Here is a 16928-nt window from a genome sequence, read left to right on the forward strand (position 1 = left end):
GATGAACAAATAGACTGGGGATTTATCGCTGAAATCGGCTCATCTCCGGATAGAGACCGGGAATCGGTGTTCAAGCCCGGTTATTCAGAGGTTCCTTAACCTCTTGCCCAACTAGGTCTTGCCAATGCGACTCTTCAGGTAGCTCGTACATATCTCACGAAACATAACGCTGAGGTAACCGGCGCCGGAGCGACAGCGGAGGGAACCAAAAGCGGTACGCTTTTGGCGTCCGGTTGACCGCCTGGTTATGGCCTCGCATGCCGAGCCACCGTGTGAATCACATACTTTCCGCAAGCCAAACTAATGACAAGAATTAGCAAAATTTGAATGGCGAAGTTCGCACCAACATACCACCAGTACTCCCGAGACACCTCTTTCTCTGCCGCTATCAGGCGGTCTGAAAATCCCGGAGAGCGCATCAGTTCATTGGCTTCTTCTCGGGAAATATCTGCTATCGACCGACCATCCAGTGCCAATTCAACGGTCTCTTTCTTGACGTGCTCTGTCAGTGCCTCCCCAAAAGATCCGCCGAGTGCGCTGACAAGGACTGCCAGTATGAGGCTGGCAAAAATGGATAGATAAACCTTCGTTTTCACTCGACTTCCTTGTAGCCATAACGCCTTGTTTAGCGGCGGATTTTGCGTAGCGAAGCGGAGAAAAAGCCGTCCGGTGGAGGGCCGTTAGGCCCGGAACGTACTACAACAATTTGTTAGGCATGTTCCCCGATCCATACTTGGAAGATCCAAGTTGCCAGGTTTGGCCAGCTCTCTGCTGTTGACCCGTTGTGCGACCAAAATACCACCTCACCGGTTGGAGTTAAGCAGTAAAAATCGCTGTTGTCCTCACAAAAAGGAAGCAGCCTGGCAAGCCCCCGATATTCCAGACACCTGACGTATATCTCCGGCCTGATTCTGTCGCCTACCTCCAAGAGACTAGAACTTTCTTTTCCTGAAATCAAAGCGTTACGGAACAACCTCTGGAGATAAGCGACAGGTGTCGTATATCTCCGCCCCCGGACACGAAAAAGCCACCAGTCTCCCGGCGGCTTTGGACCTTCCATTGTTTGTTCGGCGCTCGCTCAGACCGCAGCCAGATACGCTCCGGCCACAGTCACCACACCACCGAAGGCCCGGGTCAGGCGATTGTCGGCGCGGAGCATCAGCACTCCAAGTCCACGCCCAGCAAAGGTAATCCCCAACGTCGCAATTGAGAACCCAGCCAGATAACTGACCAGCCCCGCACCAGCGGGCATTTCGGTCCCGTGGGCGAAGCCGTGGCAGACCATGAAGGCTCCGACCAGGGTGCCGCCTATGGCGGTGGGCAGTTTGGCGAGTGTGGCGATGAGGATGCCGGCCAACAGCACGGAGACGGTGATGCCCGTTTCCGTGCCCGGCAGGCTGAGGCCGCCCCACGCGAGGCTGGCGCCGAGGATCATGCCGCCGATGACGAAGGCGGGGGTGGCGTTCTTGAGGACGGTGCTCTGGCGCACGCTCCAGAAGCCGATAGCGGCCATGGCCAGCAGGTGGTCGAGGCCGAGCATGGGGTGCAGCAGGCCGCTGGTGAAGCCGCCTTCGGCGTGGCCGGGGTGCGCGGCGGCAGTGGTAGCCGTGAGCAGCAGGCCGGCGGTGAGCAGGGTTTGGGTGAGTCGAGTCATGGTGTGTCTCCGTTCGTGCGTTCTGTTCGTCGTAGGGTCAGGCTGTTGCCGACTGTTTCCCGGGTCGCCGCTCCGGCAGCATGCCTTTTTCGAGAATGAACCCGATGATGTCGTCCAGCCCCACGCCGTCGTAGAGGTTGGTGAAGACGAAGGGCCGGTCGCCGCGCATGGTTTTGGCGTCGCGGTCCATGACGTCGAGCGAGGCGTGGACCTGTTCGGCGATGTCGATCTTGTTGATGATCAGCAGGTCGGACTTGGTGATGCCCGGCCCGCCCTTTCTCGGGATCTTGTCGCCGGCGGAGACGTCGATCACGTACAGGGTCAGGTCGGAGAGTTCGGGGCTGAAGGTGGCGGAGAGGTTGTCGCCGCCGGATTCGACCAGCACCAGCTCCAGGTCCGGGTGGCGGGCCTGGAGGTCGTCGATGGCTTCCAGGTTCATGGAGGCGTCTTCGCGGATGGCGGTGTGGGGGCAGCCGCCGGTTTCGACGCCGACGATGCGGTCGTCGCCGAGGGCGTTGTGTTTGAGGAGGAAGTCGGCGTCCTCCCGGGTGTAGATGTCGTTGGTGACGACGGCGAGGTCATAGTGGTCCCGCAGGGCCGAGCAGAGCTGGCGCAGCAGGGCGGTTTTGCCGGAGCCGACGGGGCCACCGACTCCCACTCTCAGACAATGTGGCATGGTGTGTTCTCCTGTTTTGATGCGATCCGACATTACGGAGTCGCGGTGCCGGGGAGTCCCGTCCGGGGACGCGCCGTACATACATCCCTGTAGGCTACCTGCGGCGTCCCTGCCGCAGGATGTCCCCGGACGGGACTCCCCGGCACCGCTTTATGAGCTGGTTCGGATTGCGCCGTCATCAGCTCCGGAACAATCGTGAGTACTGTGTTTCGTGTTGGGCGCTGGCCAGGGCCAGGCCCGGTAATATCGGGCCCAGGTCGTCGTCTTCGAGCGCCAGGGCCCGATCCACGATGCGGACCAGTTCCGGGCGCTGTTGTTCGATCAGGCGCTGGGCGGCGGTGTGGCCCAGTGGCAGGGCCTTGCAGGCGACAGCGAGCTGGTTTTCCAGCCAGGCCCAACCGAAGCCGATCAGCGTCTGGCGCTCGGGCACGGCCCGCACATGGGCGGCCCAGGCGAACATGGTGACGTAGCCTGGCATCGCCGGCAGCGTCTCCGGAAGCAGCTCAAGCTGGCGCAGCAGGCGCACGAGCGCGGAGCCGAGGTAGCGGTCTTCTTCGCTCAGTTCCCGGGTCTCGCGCACGGCGCGGAGCCAGCCGTTCCAGTGCTCGACCGTTTCGGCGTCGCCCTCAGCCCAGGCGCGTTGCAGGCGCGCGAGCACGGGCAGTTCGCACCGCCCGAGGCCGTCTTCGAGTACGCCGCCGAGCCACTCGCCCAGTTCCGTTTCGTTGTTGACCCAGCCCAGCTCGAAGGCGCTTTCCAGGCCCTGCGACCAGGCGAAGGCGCCGATGGGCAGCGCCGGGCTGACCAGTTGCATCAGCCCAAGCAGCGACAGGTCGGTGACGTCAGTGGTGGTGGCTGTGGCCATGACTGTGCCCTGCCTGGTTGTACGCGCCCGGTTCCGGATCGAACGGGGCCTGATGGTGTTCCAAGGTGGCGCCGAGGCGCTGGGCCAGCTCTTCCAGCACGTGGTCGGGCGGGAAGCGCACCCAGCCCTGGCCGTCTCCGTCCTCGCCGATGGCCAGTGAGACGTGGCGGTTGCCGAGGTGGTAGCACAGCCGGGCCAGCGGCAGACCATTGGCAATGCGCGCAGTGACGACGGGTTCGGCGGCGGCCCGGATGCGGATCACCTCGCCGCTGACGGCCTGCAGGCACTGCCCTTCGCGCAGCACCGGGCCGCGGTCGAGGAACAGTCCGGCGTCCCGGCCGGTGTCGGTGGCGGCGCGCAGGCGGCCGCGCTGGCGCTGCTCAAAGGGCAGCGTGAGGGTGTCGAAGATCTCGCTGCTTTCGACGGTGTCGAGTCGTTCGGTCAGTTCCAGCATCGTCGTTGATCCTCAGAACAGGTGGTAGCGTTGGGCCAGCGGCAGTTCCGTGGCCGGTTCACAGGTGAGCAGTTCGCCGTCGGCGTGGACCTCGTAGGTCTGCGGGTCGACGCTCAGCGTCGGGCAGGCGCTGTTGTGCTTGAGGTCTTTCTTGCGCACCTGCCGGACGTTCTTGCACGCCACCAGCCGGCTGCTCAGGCCCAGCTCCTCACCGATGTGGGCGTCCAGCGCCGCCTGGCTGACGAAGGTCGCGCGGGTGGCGGCGGAGGCCTTGCCGTAGGCGCCGAACATGGGCCGGTAGTGGACCGGCTGGGGCGTGGGGATGGAGGCGTTCGGGTCGCCCATGGGCGCGGCGGCGATCATGCCGGCCTTGAGAATCAGCGCGGGTTTGACGCCGAAGAACGCCGGGTCCCAGAGCACCAGATCGGCCATCTTGCCGACTTCCACCGAGCCCACTTCGTGCCCGATGCCGTGGGTGATGGCCGGGTTGATGGTGTACTTGGCGATGTAGCGCTTCGCACGCAGGTTGTCCGCGCCGATCTGTTCGTCTTCGGGCAGCAGGCCGAGCTGGACCTTCATCTTGTGGGCGGTCTGCCAGGTGCGGCAGACGACCTCGCCGACCCGGCCCATGGCCTGGGAGTCCGAGGCGATCATGGAGATCACGCCCATGTCCTGCAGAATGTCCTCGGCGGCAATGGTCTCCCGGCGGATGCGCGAGTCGGCGAAGGCGACGTCTTCGGGAATTTTCGGGTCCAGGTGGTGGCAGACCATGAGCATGTCCAGATGCTCGTCGATGGTGTTCACCGTGTAGGGCCGCGTCGGGTTGGTGGAGGACGGCAGCACATAGTCCTTCTCGCAGGCGGTCATGATGTCCGGCGCGTGGCCGCCGCCCGCCCCTTCCGTGTGGTAGGTGTGGATGCAGCGTTCCTTGAAGGCCGCCAGCGTGTCCTCCACAAAGCCGGACTCGTTGAGCGTGTCCGTGTGGATGGCGATCTGCACGTCGAAGCGGTCGGCGACGGTCAGGGCGTTGTCGATTGAGGCCGGGGTGGTGCCCCAGTCCTCATGGAGCTTGAGGCCCATCGCTCCGGCGCGGATCTGCTGCTCCAGCGGTTCGGCCAGCGAGGCGTTGCCCTTGCCCAGAAAGCCGATGTTCATGGGCATCTCATCCACGGCTTGCAGCATGCGGCTGATGTGCCAGGTGCCGGGGGTGCAGGTGGTGGCGTTGGTGCCGGTGGCCGGGCCGGTGCCACCGCCAAGCATGGTGGTGATGCCGCTCATCAGCGCTTCATCCACCAGTTGCGGGCAGACGAAGTGGATGTGGGCGTCCAGCGCGCCGGCGGTGAGGATCTTGCCCTCACCGGCGATGATCTCGGTGCCCGGACCGATGACGATCTCCACATCCGGCTGGGTGTCCGGGTTGCCCGCCTTGCCGATGGCGGCGATGCGTCCGTTCTGCAGGCCGACGTCGGCTTTGACGATGCCCCACCAGTCGAGGATCAGGGCGTTGGTGATGACGGTGTCCATCACCGTGTCGTCGGCGCGCTGGCTCTGGCCCATGCCGTCGCGGATGACCTTGCCGCCGCCGAATTTCACTTCATCGCCGTAGTGGGTGGCGTCGCGTTCCACCTCGATCCAGAGTTCGGTGTCGGCCAGGCGGACCCGGTCGCCGGTGGTGGGGCCGTACATGTCACTGTAGGCGTCGCGGGAGAGCTTCATGCCTCACCTCCGTCGTCAGGCAGCGGGCCCATCACCTGGCCATGGAAGCCGTAGATGTGGCGGCGGCCCGCGTAGGGAATCAGGGTGACATCGCGGGTCTGCCCCGGCTCGAAGCGGATGGCGGTGCCGGCGGGCACATCCAGCCGGTAGCCGGTGGCGGCGTTGCGGTCGAAACGCAGCGCCGGGTTGGTCTCCGCGAAGTGGTAGTGGGAGCCGACCTGGATCGGCCGGTCGCCGGTGTTGGCGACGGACAGCACGATGCGCTCGCGGCCCTCGCAGAGGGTCAGATCGCCCTCGGCCAGTTGGTATTCGCCGGGAATCATGGTGGCGCTCCTCAGGTAATGGGGTTGTGAACCGTGACCAGCTTGGTGCCATCGGGGAAGGTGGCCTCGACCTGCACCTCGTCGACCATCTCCGGCACGCCCTCCATCACGTCTTCACGGGTGAGCACTTCGGTGCCGGCGGTCATCAGCTCGGCGACGGTGCGCCCTTCCCGCGCTCCTTCGACGATCTCGTTGCTGATCAGCGCGACGGATTCCGGGTAGTTGAGCTTCACGCCACGCGCTTTGCGGCGCTCGGCCAGCAGCGCGGCGGAGAACAGCAGCAGCTTGTCTTTGTCTCTGGGAGTGAGTTCCATGGTTCAGGTGCTCCAGATTCGGGGGCGACGGGCGGTCTGGCCCGTCAGTTGGGGTCTCAGGATCGTCCAGGCCTGTTCGCACAGGTCCCAGGCCTCGTTGCGGTCGTCGCCGATGTAGCGCAACAGCAGCACGCCCTGACGCTGGGTCACCGCCCAGCGCCCGCTGGCCGGCATGGCCTCACGCAGGGCCTCGATGGCGGCGCGGTCATCCTCCAGTCCAACCGCCCAGAGCGTGGCCTGAACGGTCGCGCCGCCCTGCCCCCAGGCACCGCGAAAACGCCGGTGATGCGGGTCCAGGGTCTGGCGCTCGATCCACAGCGGCTGGCCGTTGCGGGTGAGGTGGAAGCGTTGCTCCAACCGGCCCGTGACGAACGGCAGGTCGCTGGCCGGGCGGCCGAGGGCCAGCATTTCCCAGCCGAGGCAGCGGGCGCCGTCAGCCAGATCAATGCGGGTGCTCTGGGTGCCGCGTGAGCCGTTAAAGGCCAGGGTTTCCTGCGGCAGCCATTCGAGCGTCGCGCCCGGTTCCACGTGCAAATCCGCGTGCTGGGTCCAGGCGACGCCGTGGCTGTCGGTCTGGTAGAGCTTGGCGGCCGCCGGGGTGGTGACCAGCGCATGGGCACCGGTCTCGACGGTGGTGTGATAGGTCAGTGCATCGCCGCTCACCAGCCCGCCGGGCGGGTGCAGCAGGTAAACGTGGCAGCAGCCGTTCGGCCCCTCCGGATGGAACGGCCGCTGGACCCGTAGCGGCCCGTCGTGGGCGTTGCGGACCAGTTGCGTCACCGGGCCACGCCCGGACGGGCGCTGGGCGAACCGCAGGTCGAGCCAGGCGGCCCAGCGCCGAGCCGGGTCGAACCGGTGGCCGGAATCGGATTCGGGGCCAATGGGCTGATAGACCGTCATTCGCTACACCGTCAGGTATTGCTTGATGAGGTCATCGGACAGCTCGTCGATGCCGCCCTGGGCCACTCGCCGGCCCCGGTCCATGATCGCGAAGCGGTCCGCGAAGCGCCGGGCGAAGGGCAGTTTCTGCTCCACCAGCAGCACCGTCAGGCCGTCCTCGGCGATCAGCCGTCGGATAACCTCGCCGATCTCCGCGACGATGTTGGGCTGGATGCCCTCACCCGGCTCGTCGAGAATCAGCAGGCGCGGCTCGATCACCAGTGCCCGGCCGATGGCAAGTTGTTGCTGCTGGCCGCCGGAGAGGTCGCCGCCGCGCCGGTGCTTCATCTCGTCCAGCACCGGGAACAGGTCGTAGACCCGCTGGGGAATCCGCCGCACGCCATCGCCCCGCGCCGCCAGCCCGGTCTTGAGGTTTTCTTCCACCGTTAGCAGCGGGAAGATCTGACGGCCCTGGGGCACGTAGCCAATGCCGAGCCGAGCGCGATCCTCCAGCGGGCGTTTGGCCAGTTCGACATCATCGGCGTAGCGCATCTGGCCGTTGGCAATGGCTTCCTCGCCCATCACGCATTTCATCAGCGTGGTCTTGCCGACGCCATTGCGGCCCATAACGCAGGTGCACTGGCCGGTGGGCACATCGAGGTCCAGATCCCAAAGGGTGTGGCTCTCGCCGTAGTACTGGTTGAGTCCGTTGATCGACAGCATCAGATCCCCTCCCCGAGATAGACTTCGACGACTTTGGGGTCATTGGAGACCGCATCCATGCTGCCCTCGGCCAGCACGCTGCCCTGGTGCAGGACGGTGACGGTGCGGGCGATGGAGCGCACGAAGCCCATGTCGTGCTCGACCACCACCACGGACTGCTGGCCCGCCAGGCCGGTGAGCAGTTCGGCGGTGCGTTCCATTTCCTGTTCGGTCATGCCGGCAACTGGTTCGTCCACCAGCAGCAGTCGCGGGCGCTGCATCAGCAGCATGCCGATCTCCAGCCACTGTTTCTGGCCATGGGAGAGCACGCCCGCCTCGCGGCGCCAGAGATCCTTTAGGCCGGTCATCTCCAGCACCTCGCCGATGCGGTCGCGGTGCTCACCGGTCAGGCGCGCGGTGAGCGTGGGGAACACGCGCTTGTCGGCGGCCATGGCCAGTTCCAGGTTCTCGAACACCGACAGGGCCTCAAACACGGTGGGCTTCTGGAACTTGCGGCCGATGCCCAGCGAGGCGATGTCCGGCTCGTTCATGCGCAGCAGGTTGTGACGGCTGCCGAACCAGACCGAGCCGGTGTCCGGGCGGGTCTTGCCGGTGATGATGTCCATCATCGTGGTCTTGCCCGCGCCGTTGGGGCCGATGATGCAGCGCAGTTCGCCGTCATCGATGGTCAGGTTCAGGTCGTCGATGGCCCGGAAGCCATCGAAGCTGACCGTGACGTCCTCCAGATACAGGATTGGGCCGTGGCGTACGTCCACCGGCGAGGCGGTGGGCGCGAGAAAGTCGAACACCCGGTCCCGTTCGGTGAATTCCGTGAAGATGCTCATGCGGTGGCCTCCTGTGCGGTCGTGTCGCTGTCGTCGTCATCCGGCCGCTTTTTCTTGGGCAGCAGCCCGGCGATGCCCTTGGGCAGGAACACGGTCACGAACACGAACAGGCCACCCAGCGCGAACAGCCAGGCCTCGGGCATGATGCCGGTGAACACCGACTTGGCGTAGTTGACCACCAGCGCGCCGATCACCGCGCCGTAGAGCGTCGCACGACCACCAAGCGCCACCCAGAGCACGATCTCGATGGAGAAGATGGGCGAGAACTGGTTCGGGTTGATGATGCCCGCCTGGGGCACATAGAGCGCCCCGGCCACGCCCGCCAGCATCGCGGAGACCACGAAAATGAACAGCTGCACACGCTCGACCCGGTAACCCAGGAAGCGGGTTCGGGCTTCGGCATCCCGACAGGCGACGCTCACCCTTCCGAGCTTGCTGGTGACGATGGCCCGGCAGAGCACGTAGCCGATGGCCAGGGCGACGCCCGTGGCGATGAACAGGCCCAGTCTTGTGCCATCCGTCAACAGCGAGAACCCGAGCAGGTCCTTGAAGTCCGTGAACCCGTTGTTGCCCCCGAAGCCCATCTCGTTGCGGTAGAACGCGAGCATCAGGGCGAAGGTCAGCGCCTGGGTCATGATCGACAGGTAGACGCCGGTCACCCGTGAGCGGAAGGCCAGATAACCGAACACGAACGCCAGCGCCGCCGGGGCCAGCAGCACCATCAGGAAGGCGAACCAGGCCATGTCAAAGCCGTGCCAGTACCAGGGCAGCTGATCCCAGTTGAGGAAGACCATGAAGTCCGGCAGTACCGGATGGCCGTACTCGCCCCGGGTGCCGATCTGGCGCATCAGGTACATGCCCATGGCGTAGCCGCCAACGGCAAAGAAGGCGCCGTGGCCGAGACTCAGGATGCCCAGATATCCCCAGACCAGATCCACCGCCACCGCCAGCAGCGCGTAGCACAGGTATTTGCCCATCAGCGTGACGGTGTAGATGCTCATGTGCAGCGCGTGACCTTCCGGGAAGACTAGGTGCATGAGCACCACCGCGGTCATGGCCGCCGCCAGCAGGCCTAGAAAGAGTCGGGTGGACCCTTCCGTCAGCGGACGGGTGAGCCACATTCGGTTGGAATCGGTCATATCAGCCCTCCGCTGCCCGGCCCTTCTGCGGGAAGAGTCCGCGCGGGCGTTTCTGGATGAACAGGATGATGAAGACCAGCACCACAACCTTCGCCAGCACGGCGCCCGCCCAGGGTTCGAGCAACTGGTTGATGGTGCCCAGCGACAGGCCCGCGACCAGCGTGCCCCAGAGGTTCCCGACGCCGCCGAAGACCACGACCATGAATGAGTCCACGATGTAGTTCTGGCCGAGATTCGGACCGACGTTGGTGGTCTGCGAAAGCGCCACGCCGGCCAGCCCGGCCACACCGGAGCCCAGCGCGAAGGTCATGATGTCCACGCGGGTGGCGCGGATGCCCATGGAGCGGGCCATGGCGCGGTTCTGGGTGACGGCGCGCACGTCCAGCCCGAGCCGGGTGCGGCGCATGACGAGCATCAGGCCCGCGAACACCACCAGGGCGAAGCCGATGATGTAGAGGCGGTTGAGGGTCAGCGAGAGCGCCTCGTTGATCATGATCGAGCCGCTCATCCATTCCGGCGTGACGACGGTCCGGTTGAGCGGGGAGATGACGGTCCGCACCAGTTGCTGGAGGATCAGGCTCACGCCGAAGGTGGCGAGCAGGGTTTCCAGTGGGCGCCCCTTGAGGAACTGGATGACGCTGCGCTCGATGATGATGCCCGCGAACGCGGACACCAGAAAGCCGGCCGGAATGGCCAGAATCAGCGCCAGCCCCGGCTGACCGGGCAGGAGCTGCTGCATGCCCCAGGCGGTATAGGCACCGAGCATGATGAGTTCGCCATGGGCCATGTTGATCACGCCCATGACGCCGAAGGTGATGGTCAGACCAATGGCCGCCAGCACCAGTACCGAGCCGAGACTGAGGCCGAAGTAGAGCGTCTCGGCGGCTTTGTTGAGCTTGAGCTTCTGCTCGATGGAGGCCATGGCCTCCTGCGCGGCCGCGGCCATCGCCGGGTCGTCGCTACCGGCGGCGCCATTCAGGGCCGAGCGGGCGTCACTGTTGAGGCTGCCCGACAGGACGGACACCGCACTGACATCGCCCTGCTCCACGCGGTAGATCGCCAGGGCCTGGGCCAGCTTTTCGCGCACATCCTCGTCGCTGGCCTGATTCATCAATGTCTCGACGGGGCCGACCAGGTCCTCGTCCACCTGCCCGCGCAGATCGCCGGCGGCCTGACGGCGCTGGTCGATGTCGTCCACGGTCAGGTCCAGCAGTGCCAGCGTGTTGGCGATCTGACTGCGCATGGCGTTGTTGATCCGGACCCGGTCGAGGTTACGGCGGGAGACTTCCCCGATCGCCTCACCCGTGAGGGCGTCCTCCACAGTCCAGTCGCGACCGCGGTTTTCCAGAACCACCACGAACTGGCCGGAGTCTTTCATGCGGCTGAGCTTGTTGTCCGCGAACGCCTCCAGCCAGCGGCGGGCGCGGGGATCGCCACTCTCGGCAATCGCGGTGACAGCAGCGGCCTTGTCCCGCTCTGTCAGGTTGTTCAGTAGCGCCTGACCGTCCGTTTCAGCGGCGACCAGTCCGGTCCATGCCATCAGCCAGGCAAGCAGCACCGGTGTGAGCCATCGACGGATGCTCATGATCGTGTCCTTGCTCGTTATCGGAATCGTGGGCGGGGAATGAGGGGCCGCGGCGTGGGGCCGCGGACCCCGATTGCGGTGTTATTCCGCTTCGGCAGCTTCCTGCTGACCGCCACACTCGCCCTTCACAACGTTGTAGTTGCCGCACTTCATCGGAGCGCGCCAGTCGCTGATCAGGTCACGTGAGCCTTCGAGGTAGTCCGACCAGGCATCGCCCGCAACCGCACCCGGTGTGCGCGAGACGGTGGCGAACTGGCCGTTGTCCTGGATTTCACCAATCAATACCGGCTTGGTGATGTGGTGGTTCGGCATCATGGTGGCAATGCCGCCGGTCAGATTCGGCACGGAGACGCCGATAATGGCATCCTTCACCGCTTCCACCTCGGTCGTGCCGGCTTTCTCGACGGCCTGGGTCCACATATTGAAGCCGATGTAATGGGCTTCCATCGGATCGTTGGTCACAACCGTGTCGTCGTCGTTGTACTCGATCCACTGGTCGATGAAGTCGTAGTTGGCATCGGTGGGGACGCTCATGAAGTAGTTCCATGCCGCCAGGTGGCCGACCAGCGGGCCGGTATCGATGCCGGACAGCTCCTGCTCACCCACCGAGAAGGCGATGACGGGAATGTCGGTGGCTTCGATGCCCTGGTTGGCGAGTTCCTGGTAGAACGGCACGTTGGCGTCGCCGTTGATGGTGGAGACCACAGCGGTTTTCTTGCCCTGGTTCCCGAACTCCTTGATGTCGGAAACAATGGACTGCCAGTTGGAGTGACCGAACGGCGTGTAGTTGATCATGATGTCGTCATCCGACACGCCGTGATCGTTCAGGTAGGTCTCAAGGATCTTGTTGGTCGTGCGCGGGTAGACGTAGTCCGTGCCCGCCAGCACCCAGCGCTCAACGCCCAGTTCGTCCTTCAGGTAGTTCACGGCGGGAATAGCCTGCTGGTTGGGGGCAGCGCCGGTGTAGAAGATGTTCTCGGAAGATTCCTCACCCTCGTACTGCACCGGGTAGAACATCAGGCCGTTGAGTTCCTCGACCACCGGCAGCACGGATTTGCGGGACACGGAGGTCCAGCTGCCGAAGATCACGTCCACTTCTTCCTCGGCGAGCAGCTCGCGGGCTTTCTCGGCGAACAGCGGCCAGTCGGACGCCGGATCGACGACCACCGGCTCAATGTCCCGGCCGAGCAGACCGCCTTTCTCATTCTGCTCCTCAATGAGCATCATGACGGTGTCTTTCAGGGTGGACTCACTGATGGCCATGGTGCCGGACAGTGAATGCAGAATGCCGACCTTGATCGGGTCCTCATCCTGAGCGTGAACGCCGGTCGCGCCCAGCGCCAGGGACGCGGCGGCCAGTACACTGGCAATGCGGGTCTTGGGTGTATTCACGTCGTTCTCCTTGCAATCTCATTATGATGCTGCGCCGAACTGGCGCAGGCCGACACGAATGCGCCGACGACGTGCACCTGCAATTGCAAGCAATGTGCCACCGGAGAGAACGTATTTTTTGCGCATTTATTTCAAACGCTTGCAGCGTTGTGGCGAATTTTTCGCCAGCCACTCAGGACCAGACTGGTGCATCCGAAATCGCAAAACGCACCAGCTCAGCACTCGAAAAACGGAAACGGCATGGTATTGGTGCGTGTTGTAAATGGAGTGCCAGAGTGGTGCAGACGGGAGAATAGAGAGGCGACGTCGCCGCCGCAGTGGGCGGCGACACGCAGATAGAAGCGTTTATCAGGGAATCGCCGGAATGGTGGCCTCATCATCCAGCTCATTTTCCAGCTTGCCGCCCAGGACGGCACTCTCCTCGCCCGAGGCCTTGTTCAAATGACCGCCAACGACAACGGATTTGTTTCCTCGTGCCTCGTTGAAGTAACCGCCGACAACGACCGAGCGTTCACCCTCCGCCGTGCCGAAACGCCCGCCTGAGACGTGGCCATCCCGGCCCAGTACGGTATTCTGACGCCCCCCGCTGATCGTGCCATTCTCACCTCGCACGATATTAAGCGCCCCAAGGCTGATCGCGTTTTTTCTGGTGGTTGCGTTCTTGTACCCGACCGTCAGGCCGCCATTCCCACTGTAGGCATTCTCCCACCCGACCACGATGTTGTGCGAACCGCTCCGGTGGTCAGCCGACCAGACTTCGCCCGCACCCTCGCAGGCCGTCCGGTCATCGTACTGTCCGTCCGAACAGACTTCGGGCACGGTGGAGGTCGCTTTGACTCGGGCACCACCGTACCCAACAATCAGGTTACCGAGCCCGTTCGTCTGGTTGTTTTCCTGAGCGTTTTTCCCCGCTCCATCGGTCAGTTGGATGTTCACGCCCTCAAACACGATCCGCTGCTCATTCGGCTGAGCCGCATCCGCCTGCACCGTCACATGCTCGTTCATGTCCCGCAGGTTGGATGTCTGCTGCTCCAGCTGCTCGATTCGAGCCATCGCGTCGTTCAAGGCCGTGCGCAGGGCTTCAAAGTTTTCGTTCACTTCCTCGGCCCGCGCGGGTGTCCCCGACTGGAACTCGTTGGGAACGTTGACCTCGGCGTGACTCGCCACCGGCAGCAGGGTTGCCACCGTGATCGCGGCGGTGAAGGTTTTGATCGGTGTCATGGTGATTGCTCCTTTCAGACCACATTGGACGGGGCGTCTACTGCCACTCGCCCTCATTCCATTTCATTTCGTTCCACTTGCCGGCTGCGGCGGGCTCGACAGAAGCGTCGCTGCCTCCGCCACCGCCACCACAGGCCGCCAGACCAAGGATGAACAGGGTCGCCAGGACCAGCAGGCCCCAGCGCCGTAGAAAAGAGGACTGCATAGGGGATACTCCTTTTCACAGGCGGGCTGATCAGACCGCGACCGTCAGCCCCGCCCGTCACGGCAGCGCTGACGGCCGGAATCGCTTCAGGGCTGTTCCACTAGAATGCTGAGCTCCAGACTGGTGAGGTAATACGGGTCGCTCTCAAAAGTGGCGCGGTAACCGGTCCCGTTGAAGACCCGGACGACGTAGGTGCCGGCCGAGAGCGATCGCTCCAATGTGGTCGAGGTGCTGTCCGTGCCCGGACCACCCGTGAAGTCAAACCGTTCCTGATCGTTGAAGAACGTGATGCTGCCGTTGTTATCCTGATCTTCGAACAGTGCAATACGCATGGAGCCCGAGCCCAGGTTGCTGTAGCCATCGACCGTGATGCGGTAGGTGCCATCAGTCGGCGCCTGGAACCGATAGTAACTGTAAGCCGGGAAGTCTGAACCAGAACCCACGTAGTTCCCGATCTTGCCGGCGAACCGCTCGCCCAGCGTCAGCGGCACCGCCTCGTCCAGTGACGGGCCGCCGTCGTTGAGCGGAACGAGCCCGACGCGCAGCTCAGACGGACCGCCGTTGTCCGGAGTCGGTGCGTAGTAGACCTCGAGGCAGGTTCTCTCGTCATCATTGAGCCGGTTCGTCAGACCCTCCACGACTGAGTCGCCGGTCGCACTGCCCTGCTCGGCCGACGACTCGCACTGCTCGCGGGTATCCTGATCATCAAAGTTGTAGAGCGTCCAGTTATTGCCGCCAAAGGCGTTGCCAGACGACTTGGAGATTTCAATGCGGTAGTGACCGGCCGTCTCAAAAACCACGGCAGCGGCCGTGCGGGCCGTGTCAGACTGGCCCGGGGCGCCGCGATTGAGATCGGCCAGGGGGTCGTCGCTGGTACAGAGGATCTGGCGGTTGGACACGTTCAGACGGGTCTGCTCGCAGGCGCCGGGAATCCAGCCGATGCCCGAGGCATCGCCGTTGGGCGGTTCGGTGTCGAACTCGGACTGGAGGTTGTCCCGGGCATCCTGAAGCAGCTGCGGATCCTGAGCCGCCGTTGTCACGGACTGATAGGCCGACTGGGCGTTGCCATTGATCTGTCCGTCGTCGGCAAAATCATCCCGCAGGCCGTCGAGATCAGTCTGGCTCAGGCCGGATTGCAGCACAGCGGCCGAGAACAGCAACAAACTGACATTGTCGCTCTCCGCTGACCCGGACTGTCCGTCCAAAAGATCCAGTTCGGTGGCCGGCGTGCTGGTGCCGACAATGGACTGCCATTCCTGCTCCGCCTGCGATCGGGCATCCGCAAAAGACTGGCCATTGCCCATCAGCGTGCGGACGCGCTGGGACTGGATATGTGTGAAGAGGTTGATGTTGGCCTCACTGGCCTGGCTGGCCGCGATGACCGCGTCCAGATAGCGACTCTCACTGGAGAGACTGCCCTGCACTTCGTCGAAGAACGTGCCTTCAATGCGCAGCCGGGTGGCGCCACTCCATTCGAGGCCATCGAAGGCGTAGTTGCCCCGGCTGTCAGTGGTCGTCGTGGCAGCGGACTGGGTGCCAATCGCGCCATCGGCCTGCAGGTTCCGGGCGGTCACATTGGCGCCCTGCTGGAACGGCCCCTTTTGGGACGTCCCCTGAACCGATGCGGCCTGCGAATCGCCCGGATCAACGCCACCACCGCCATCACTGCCACTATCCGCACACCCGGCCAGAGCCACCACCGCAGTGGACATCATCACGCATCGCCACGTCCATCCCGTCATCGTCTCACTCCCATCCTGTCCCTGTTACATCGAGCAGGCTAAGACCTGCCACCCTCGAGACGAGTCTAGGGATGCGCCAGCCGTTCGGCTTCCTCATATATAGGGAGGCGACAAAAAACAGGTTGCCACGACGGGGTCGTCGTCACATGGGGTCACTGCTCCAGACATAGCGATTCATCAAGTCGCTCTTGCCGGTGACGCCAAGCTTGTCGTAGAGGTTGTTGACGTGGGTGATGACCGAGTTGCGGGAGATCGCCCAGCGTTCGGCCATGTCATGGAAAGAGGCGCCTTCGGCCAGCGCGCAGGCCGCCTGCCTCTGGCGTTTCGAGAGGTCCGCATCAAGGATCCGGCGGAACATGCAAAGACCGGCGGGGATGCGGCGGTGGCTGGTGAGGCCGATCACGCCAGAGTCAAGGAAGCGGTCGAGGGTGAGACGGAATGAGCCCCAGACACTGTCGACCATCATTGACCGCGGCGGGTCTTTCAGCGTCCTGGCCGCCTGCAACAGCTCCGGGGGAATCCGGAAGTCGAAATTCGCCGGTGTCGTGCCCGGCTCGGTCTGATTCTGCATGGCCAGATGCAGGCGGAAGGCACGGGTGGCCCGGATCAGGCCGCCGTCGGTGTCCAGCTCCGCCATCCCCGGAGCCACCTCATCCACGCCGGGCACCGCCTCCCGACTCCGGCATTGCAGGAGCCGGCCGATCAGATCGGCGCCGACATCCAGCGTTTTCAGCTCCGCGTTCGTGTAGGGAGGCGATCCGCCAGGGCGAAAGACCACCAGTCCCCCCAACGCGGCATCGCCGTGGCTCACCACGCATCGCGCCATGTCGTCGATTCCCCAGGGCGCGAGCATCTGCTGATAGACGTCGGTCCGGCGGAAGGCCTCACGGGACATCTGGATGATATCCGTCAGACGCCGGGAGCGGGTCTGACGACGCATCTCCTGGCGGAATGTGGCGCCCGACAAGCTCTCCTCACGGGCGGTGTTTCCAAACCCCTCAGCGTAGGCTGCCAGCCCCTTTTCAATGCCGATGAGCCGGGAGAAACCACCCGCCACCTCGCCCGTTCCGGACGCCCAGATGAGCATGCTGCCCATGGTCTGGGGAATGGCGTCCTCCAGCAGATCAAGCGCGTCGGGCACAGCCGCCGCCGGTGCCATGGCGAGCCCGGTCAGTACCTCCAGCCTGTCACGAATCGCCTTTTCCATTGCCAACGA

General features: G+C 64.1%; 19 protein-coding genes. All 19 read right to left on the minus strand.

Annotated elements, in window-relative coordinates:
• Positions 1–245: 245 nt before the first annotated feature.
• Positions 246–596 (minus strand): hypothetical protein, encoded by a 351-nt coding sequence (locus C8D92_RS09655; RefSeq protein WP_116919249.1) that lies wholly within the window; start codon positions 594–596, stop codon positions 246–248.
• Between the two features lie 113 nt (positions 597–709).
• Positions 710–1060: an SMI1/KNR4 family protein gene (locus tag C8D92_RS09660; protein ID WP_116919250.1), complete on the minus strand. Its 351-nt coding sequence runs from the start codon at positions 1058–1060 to the stop codon at positions 710–712.
• Positions 1061–1078: 18 nt separating this feature from the next.
• Positions 1079–1654: a HupE/UreJ family protein gene (locus C8D92_RS09665; protein WP_116919251.1), complete on the minus strand. Its 576-nt coding sequence runs from the start codon at positions 1652–1654 to the stop codon at positions 1079–1081.
• A 37-nt stretch (positions 1655–1691) separates the two neighbouring features.
• Positions 1692–2330 (minus strand): urease accessory protein UreG, encoded by a 639-nt coding sequence (ureG, locus tag C8D92_RS09670; protein ID WP_116919252.1) that lies wholly within the window; start codon positions 2328–2330, stop codon positions 1692–1694.
• 178 nt (positions 2331–2508) lie between these two features.
• A complete protein-coding gene (locus C8D92_RS09675) occupies positions 2509–3195 on the minus strand; it encodes an urease accessory protein UreF (RefSeq protein ID WP_116919253.1) in 687 nt (228 codons plus the stop codon).
• Complete coding sequence (gene ureE, locus C8D92_RS09680) at positions 3173–3649, minus strand: urease accessory protein UreE (protein ID WP_116919254.1); 477 nt, start codon at positions 3647–3649, stop codon at positions 3173–3175. The genes C8D92_RS09675 and ureE overlap by 23 nt, the downstream gene beginning before the upstream one ends.
• Positions 3650–3661: 12 nt before the next feature.
• The gene (gene ureC, locus C8D92_RS09685; RefSeq protein ID WP_116919255.1) at positions 3662–5365 is read right to left on the minus strand and encodes an urease subunit alpha; all 1704 of its coding nucleotides are present in this window, start codon (positions 5363–5365) and stop codon (positions 3662–3664) included.
• The gene (locus C8D92_RS09690; RefSeq protein WP_095611114.1) at positions 5362–5688 is read right to left on the minus strand and encodes an urease subunit beta; all 327 of its coding nucleotides are present in this window, start codon (positions 5686–5688) and stop codon (positions 5362–5364) included. Before C8D92_RS09690 ends, ureC begins: the two co-directional genes overlap by 4 nt.
• 11 nt (positions 5689–5699) lie before the next feature.
• On the minus strand, positions 5700–6002 hold the full coding sequence (locus C8D92_RS09695; RefSeq protein ID WP_095611115.1) for an urease subunit gamma: 303 nt from the start codon (positions 6000–6002) through the stop codon (positions 5700–5702).
• Positions 6003–6005: 3 nt separating this feature from the next.
• Positions 6006–6902 carry an urease accessory protein UreD gene (locus C8D92_RS09700; RefSeq protein ID WP_116919256.1) on the minus strand — a complete coding sequence of 299 codons (897 nt, stop codon included), beginning with the start codon at positions 6900–6902 and terminating at the stop codon, positions 6006–6008.
• Positions 6903–6905: 3 nt separating this feature from the next.
• Entirely contained in the window at positions 6906–7604 is a 699-nt protein-coding gene (gene urtE / locus C8D92_RS09705) for an urea ABC transporter ATP-binding subunit UrtE (protein WP_116919257.1), read from the minus strand.
• Positions 7604–8428, minus strand: coding sequence for an urea ABC transporter ATP-binding protein UrtD (gene urtD / locus C8D92_RS09710; RefSeq protein ID WP_116919258.1), 825 nt, complete (start codon positions 8426–8428; stop codon positions 7604–7606). Before urtD ends, urtE begins: the two co-directional genes overlap by 1 nt.
• Positions 8425–9549, minus strand: coding sequence for an urea ABC transporter permease subunit UrtC (gene urtC / locus C8D92_RS09715; RefSeq protein ID WP_116919388.1), 1125 nt, complete (start codon positions 9547–9549; stop codon positions 8425–8427). The genes urtD and urtC overlap by 4 nt, the downstream gene beginning before the upstream one ends.
• Positions 9550–9568: 19 nt before the next feature.
• Positions 9569–11152, minus strand: a complete 1584-nt coding sequence (urtB, locus tag C8D92_RS09720; RefSeq protein ID WP_116919259.1) for an urea ABC transporter permease subunit UrtB — start codon at positions 11150–11152, stop codon at positions 9569–9571.
• Between the two features lie 81 nt (positions 11153–11233).
• A complete protein-coding gene (gene urtA / locus C8D92_RS09725; RefSeq protein WP_243402427.1) occupies positions 11234–12511 on the minus strand; it encodes an urea ABC transporter substrate-binding protein in 1278 nt (425 codons plus the stop codon).
• 381 nt (positions 12512–12892) lie between these two features.
• The gene (locus tag C8D92_RS09730) at positions 12893–13765 is read right to left on the minus strand and encodes a hypothetical protein (RefSeq protein WP_116919261.1); all 873 of its coding nucleotides are present in this window, start codon (positions 13763–13765) and stop codon (positions 12893–12895) included.
• 37 nt (positions 13766–13802) lie between these two features.
• Complete coding sequence (locus C8D92_RS15690; RefSeq protein ID WP_165819266.1) at positions 13803–13970, minus strand: FXYD domain-containing ion transport regulator; 168 nt, start codon at positions 13968–13970, stop codon at positions 13803–13805.
• Positions 13971–14056: 86 nt separating this feature from the next.
• The gene (locus C8D92_RS09735) at positions 14057–15712 is read right to left on the minus strand and encodes a carboxypeptidase-like regulatory domain-containing protein (protein ID WP_133243124.1); all 1656 of its coding nucleotides are present in this window, start codon (positions 15710–15712) and stop codon (positions 14057–14059) included.
• Between the two features lie 142 nt (positions 15713–15854).
• Positions 15855–16919 (minus strand): helix-turn-helix transcriptional regulator, encoded by a 1065-nt coding sequence (locus C8D92_RS09740; RefSeq protein ID WP_116919263.1) that lies wholly within the window; start codon positions 16917–16919, stop codon positions 15855–15857.
• Between the last annotated feature and the right edge of the window lie 9 nt (positions 16920–16928).

Source organism: Tamilnaduibacter salinus (assembly GCF_003096655.1).
In the GTDB taxonomy this organism is placed as follows: Bacteria; Pseudomonadota; Gammaproteobacteria; order Pseudomonadales; family Oleiphilaceae; genus Tamilnaduibacter; species Tamilnaduibacter salinus.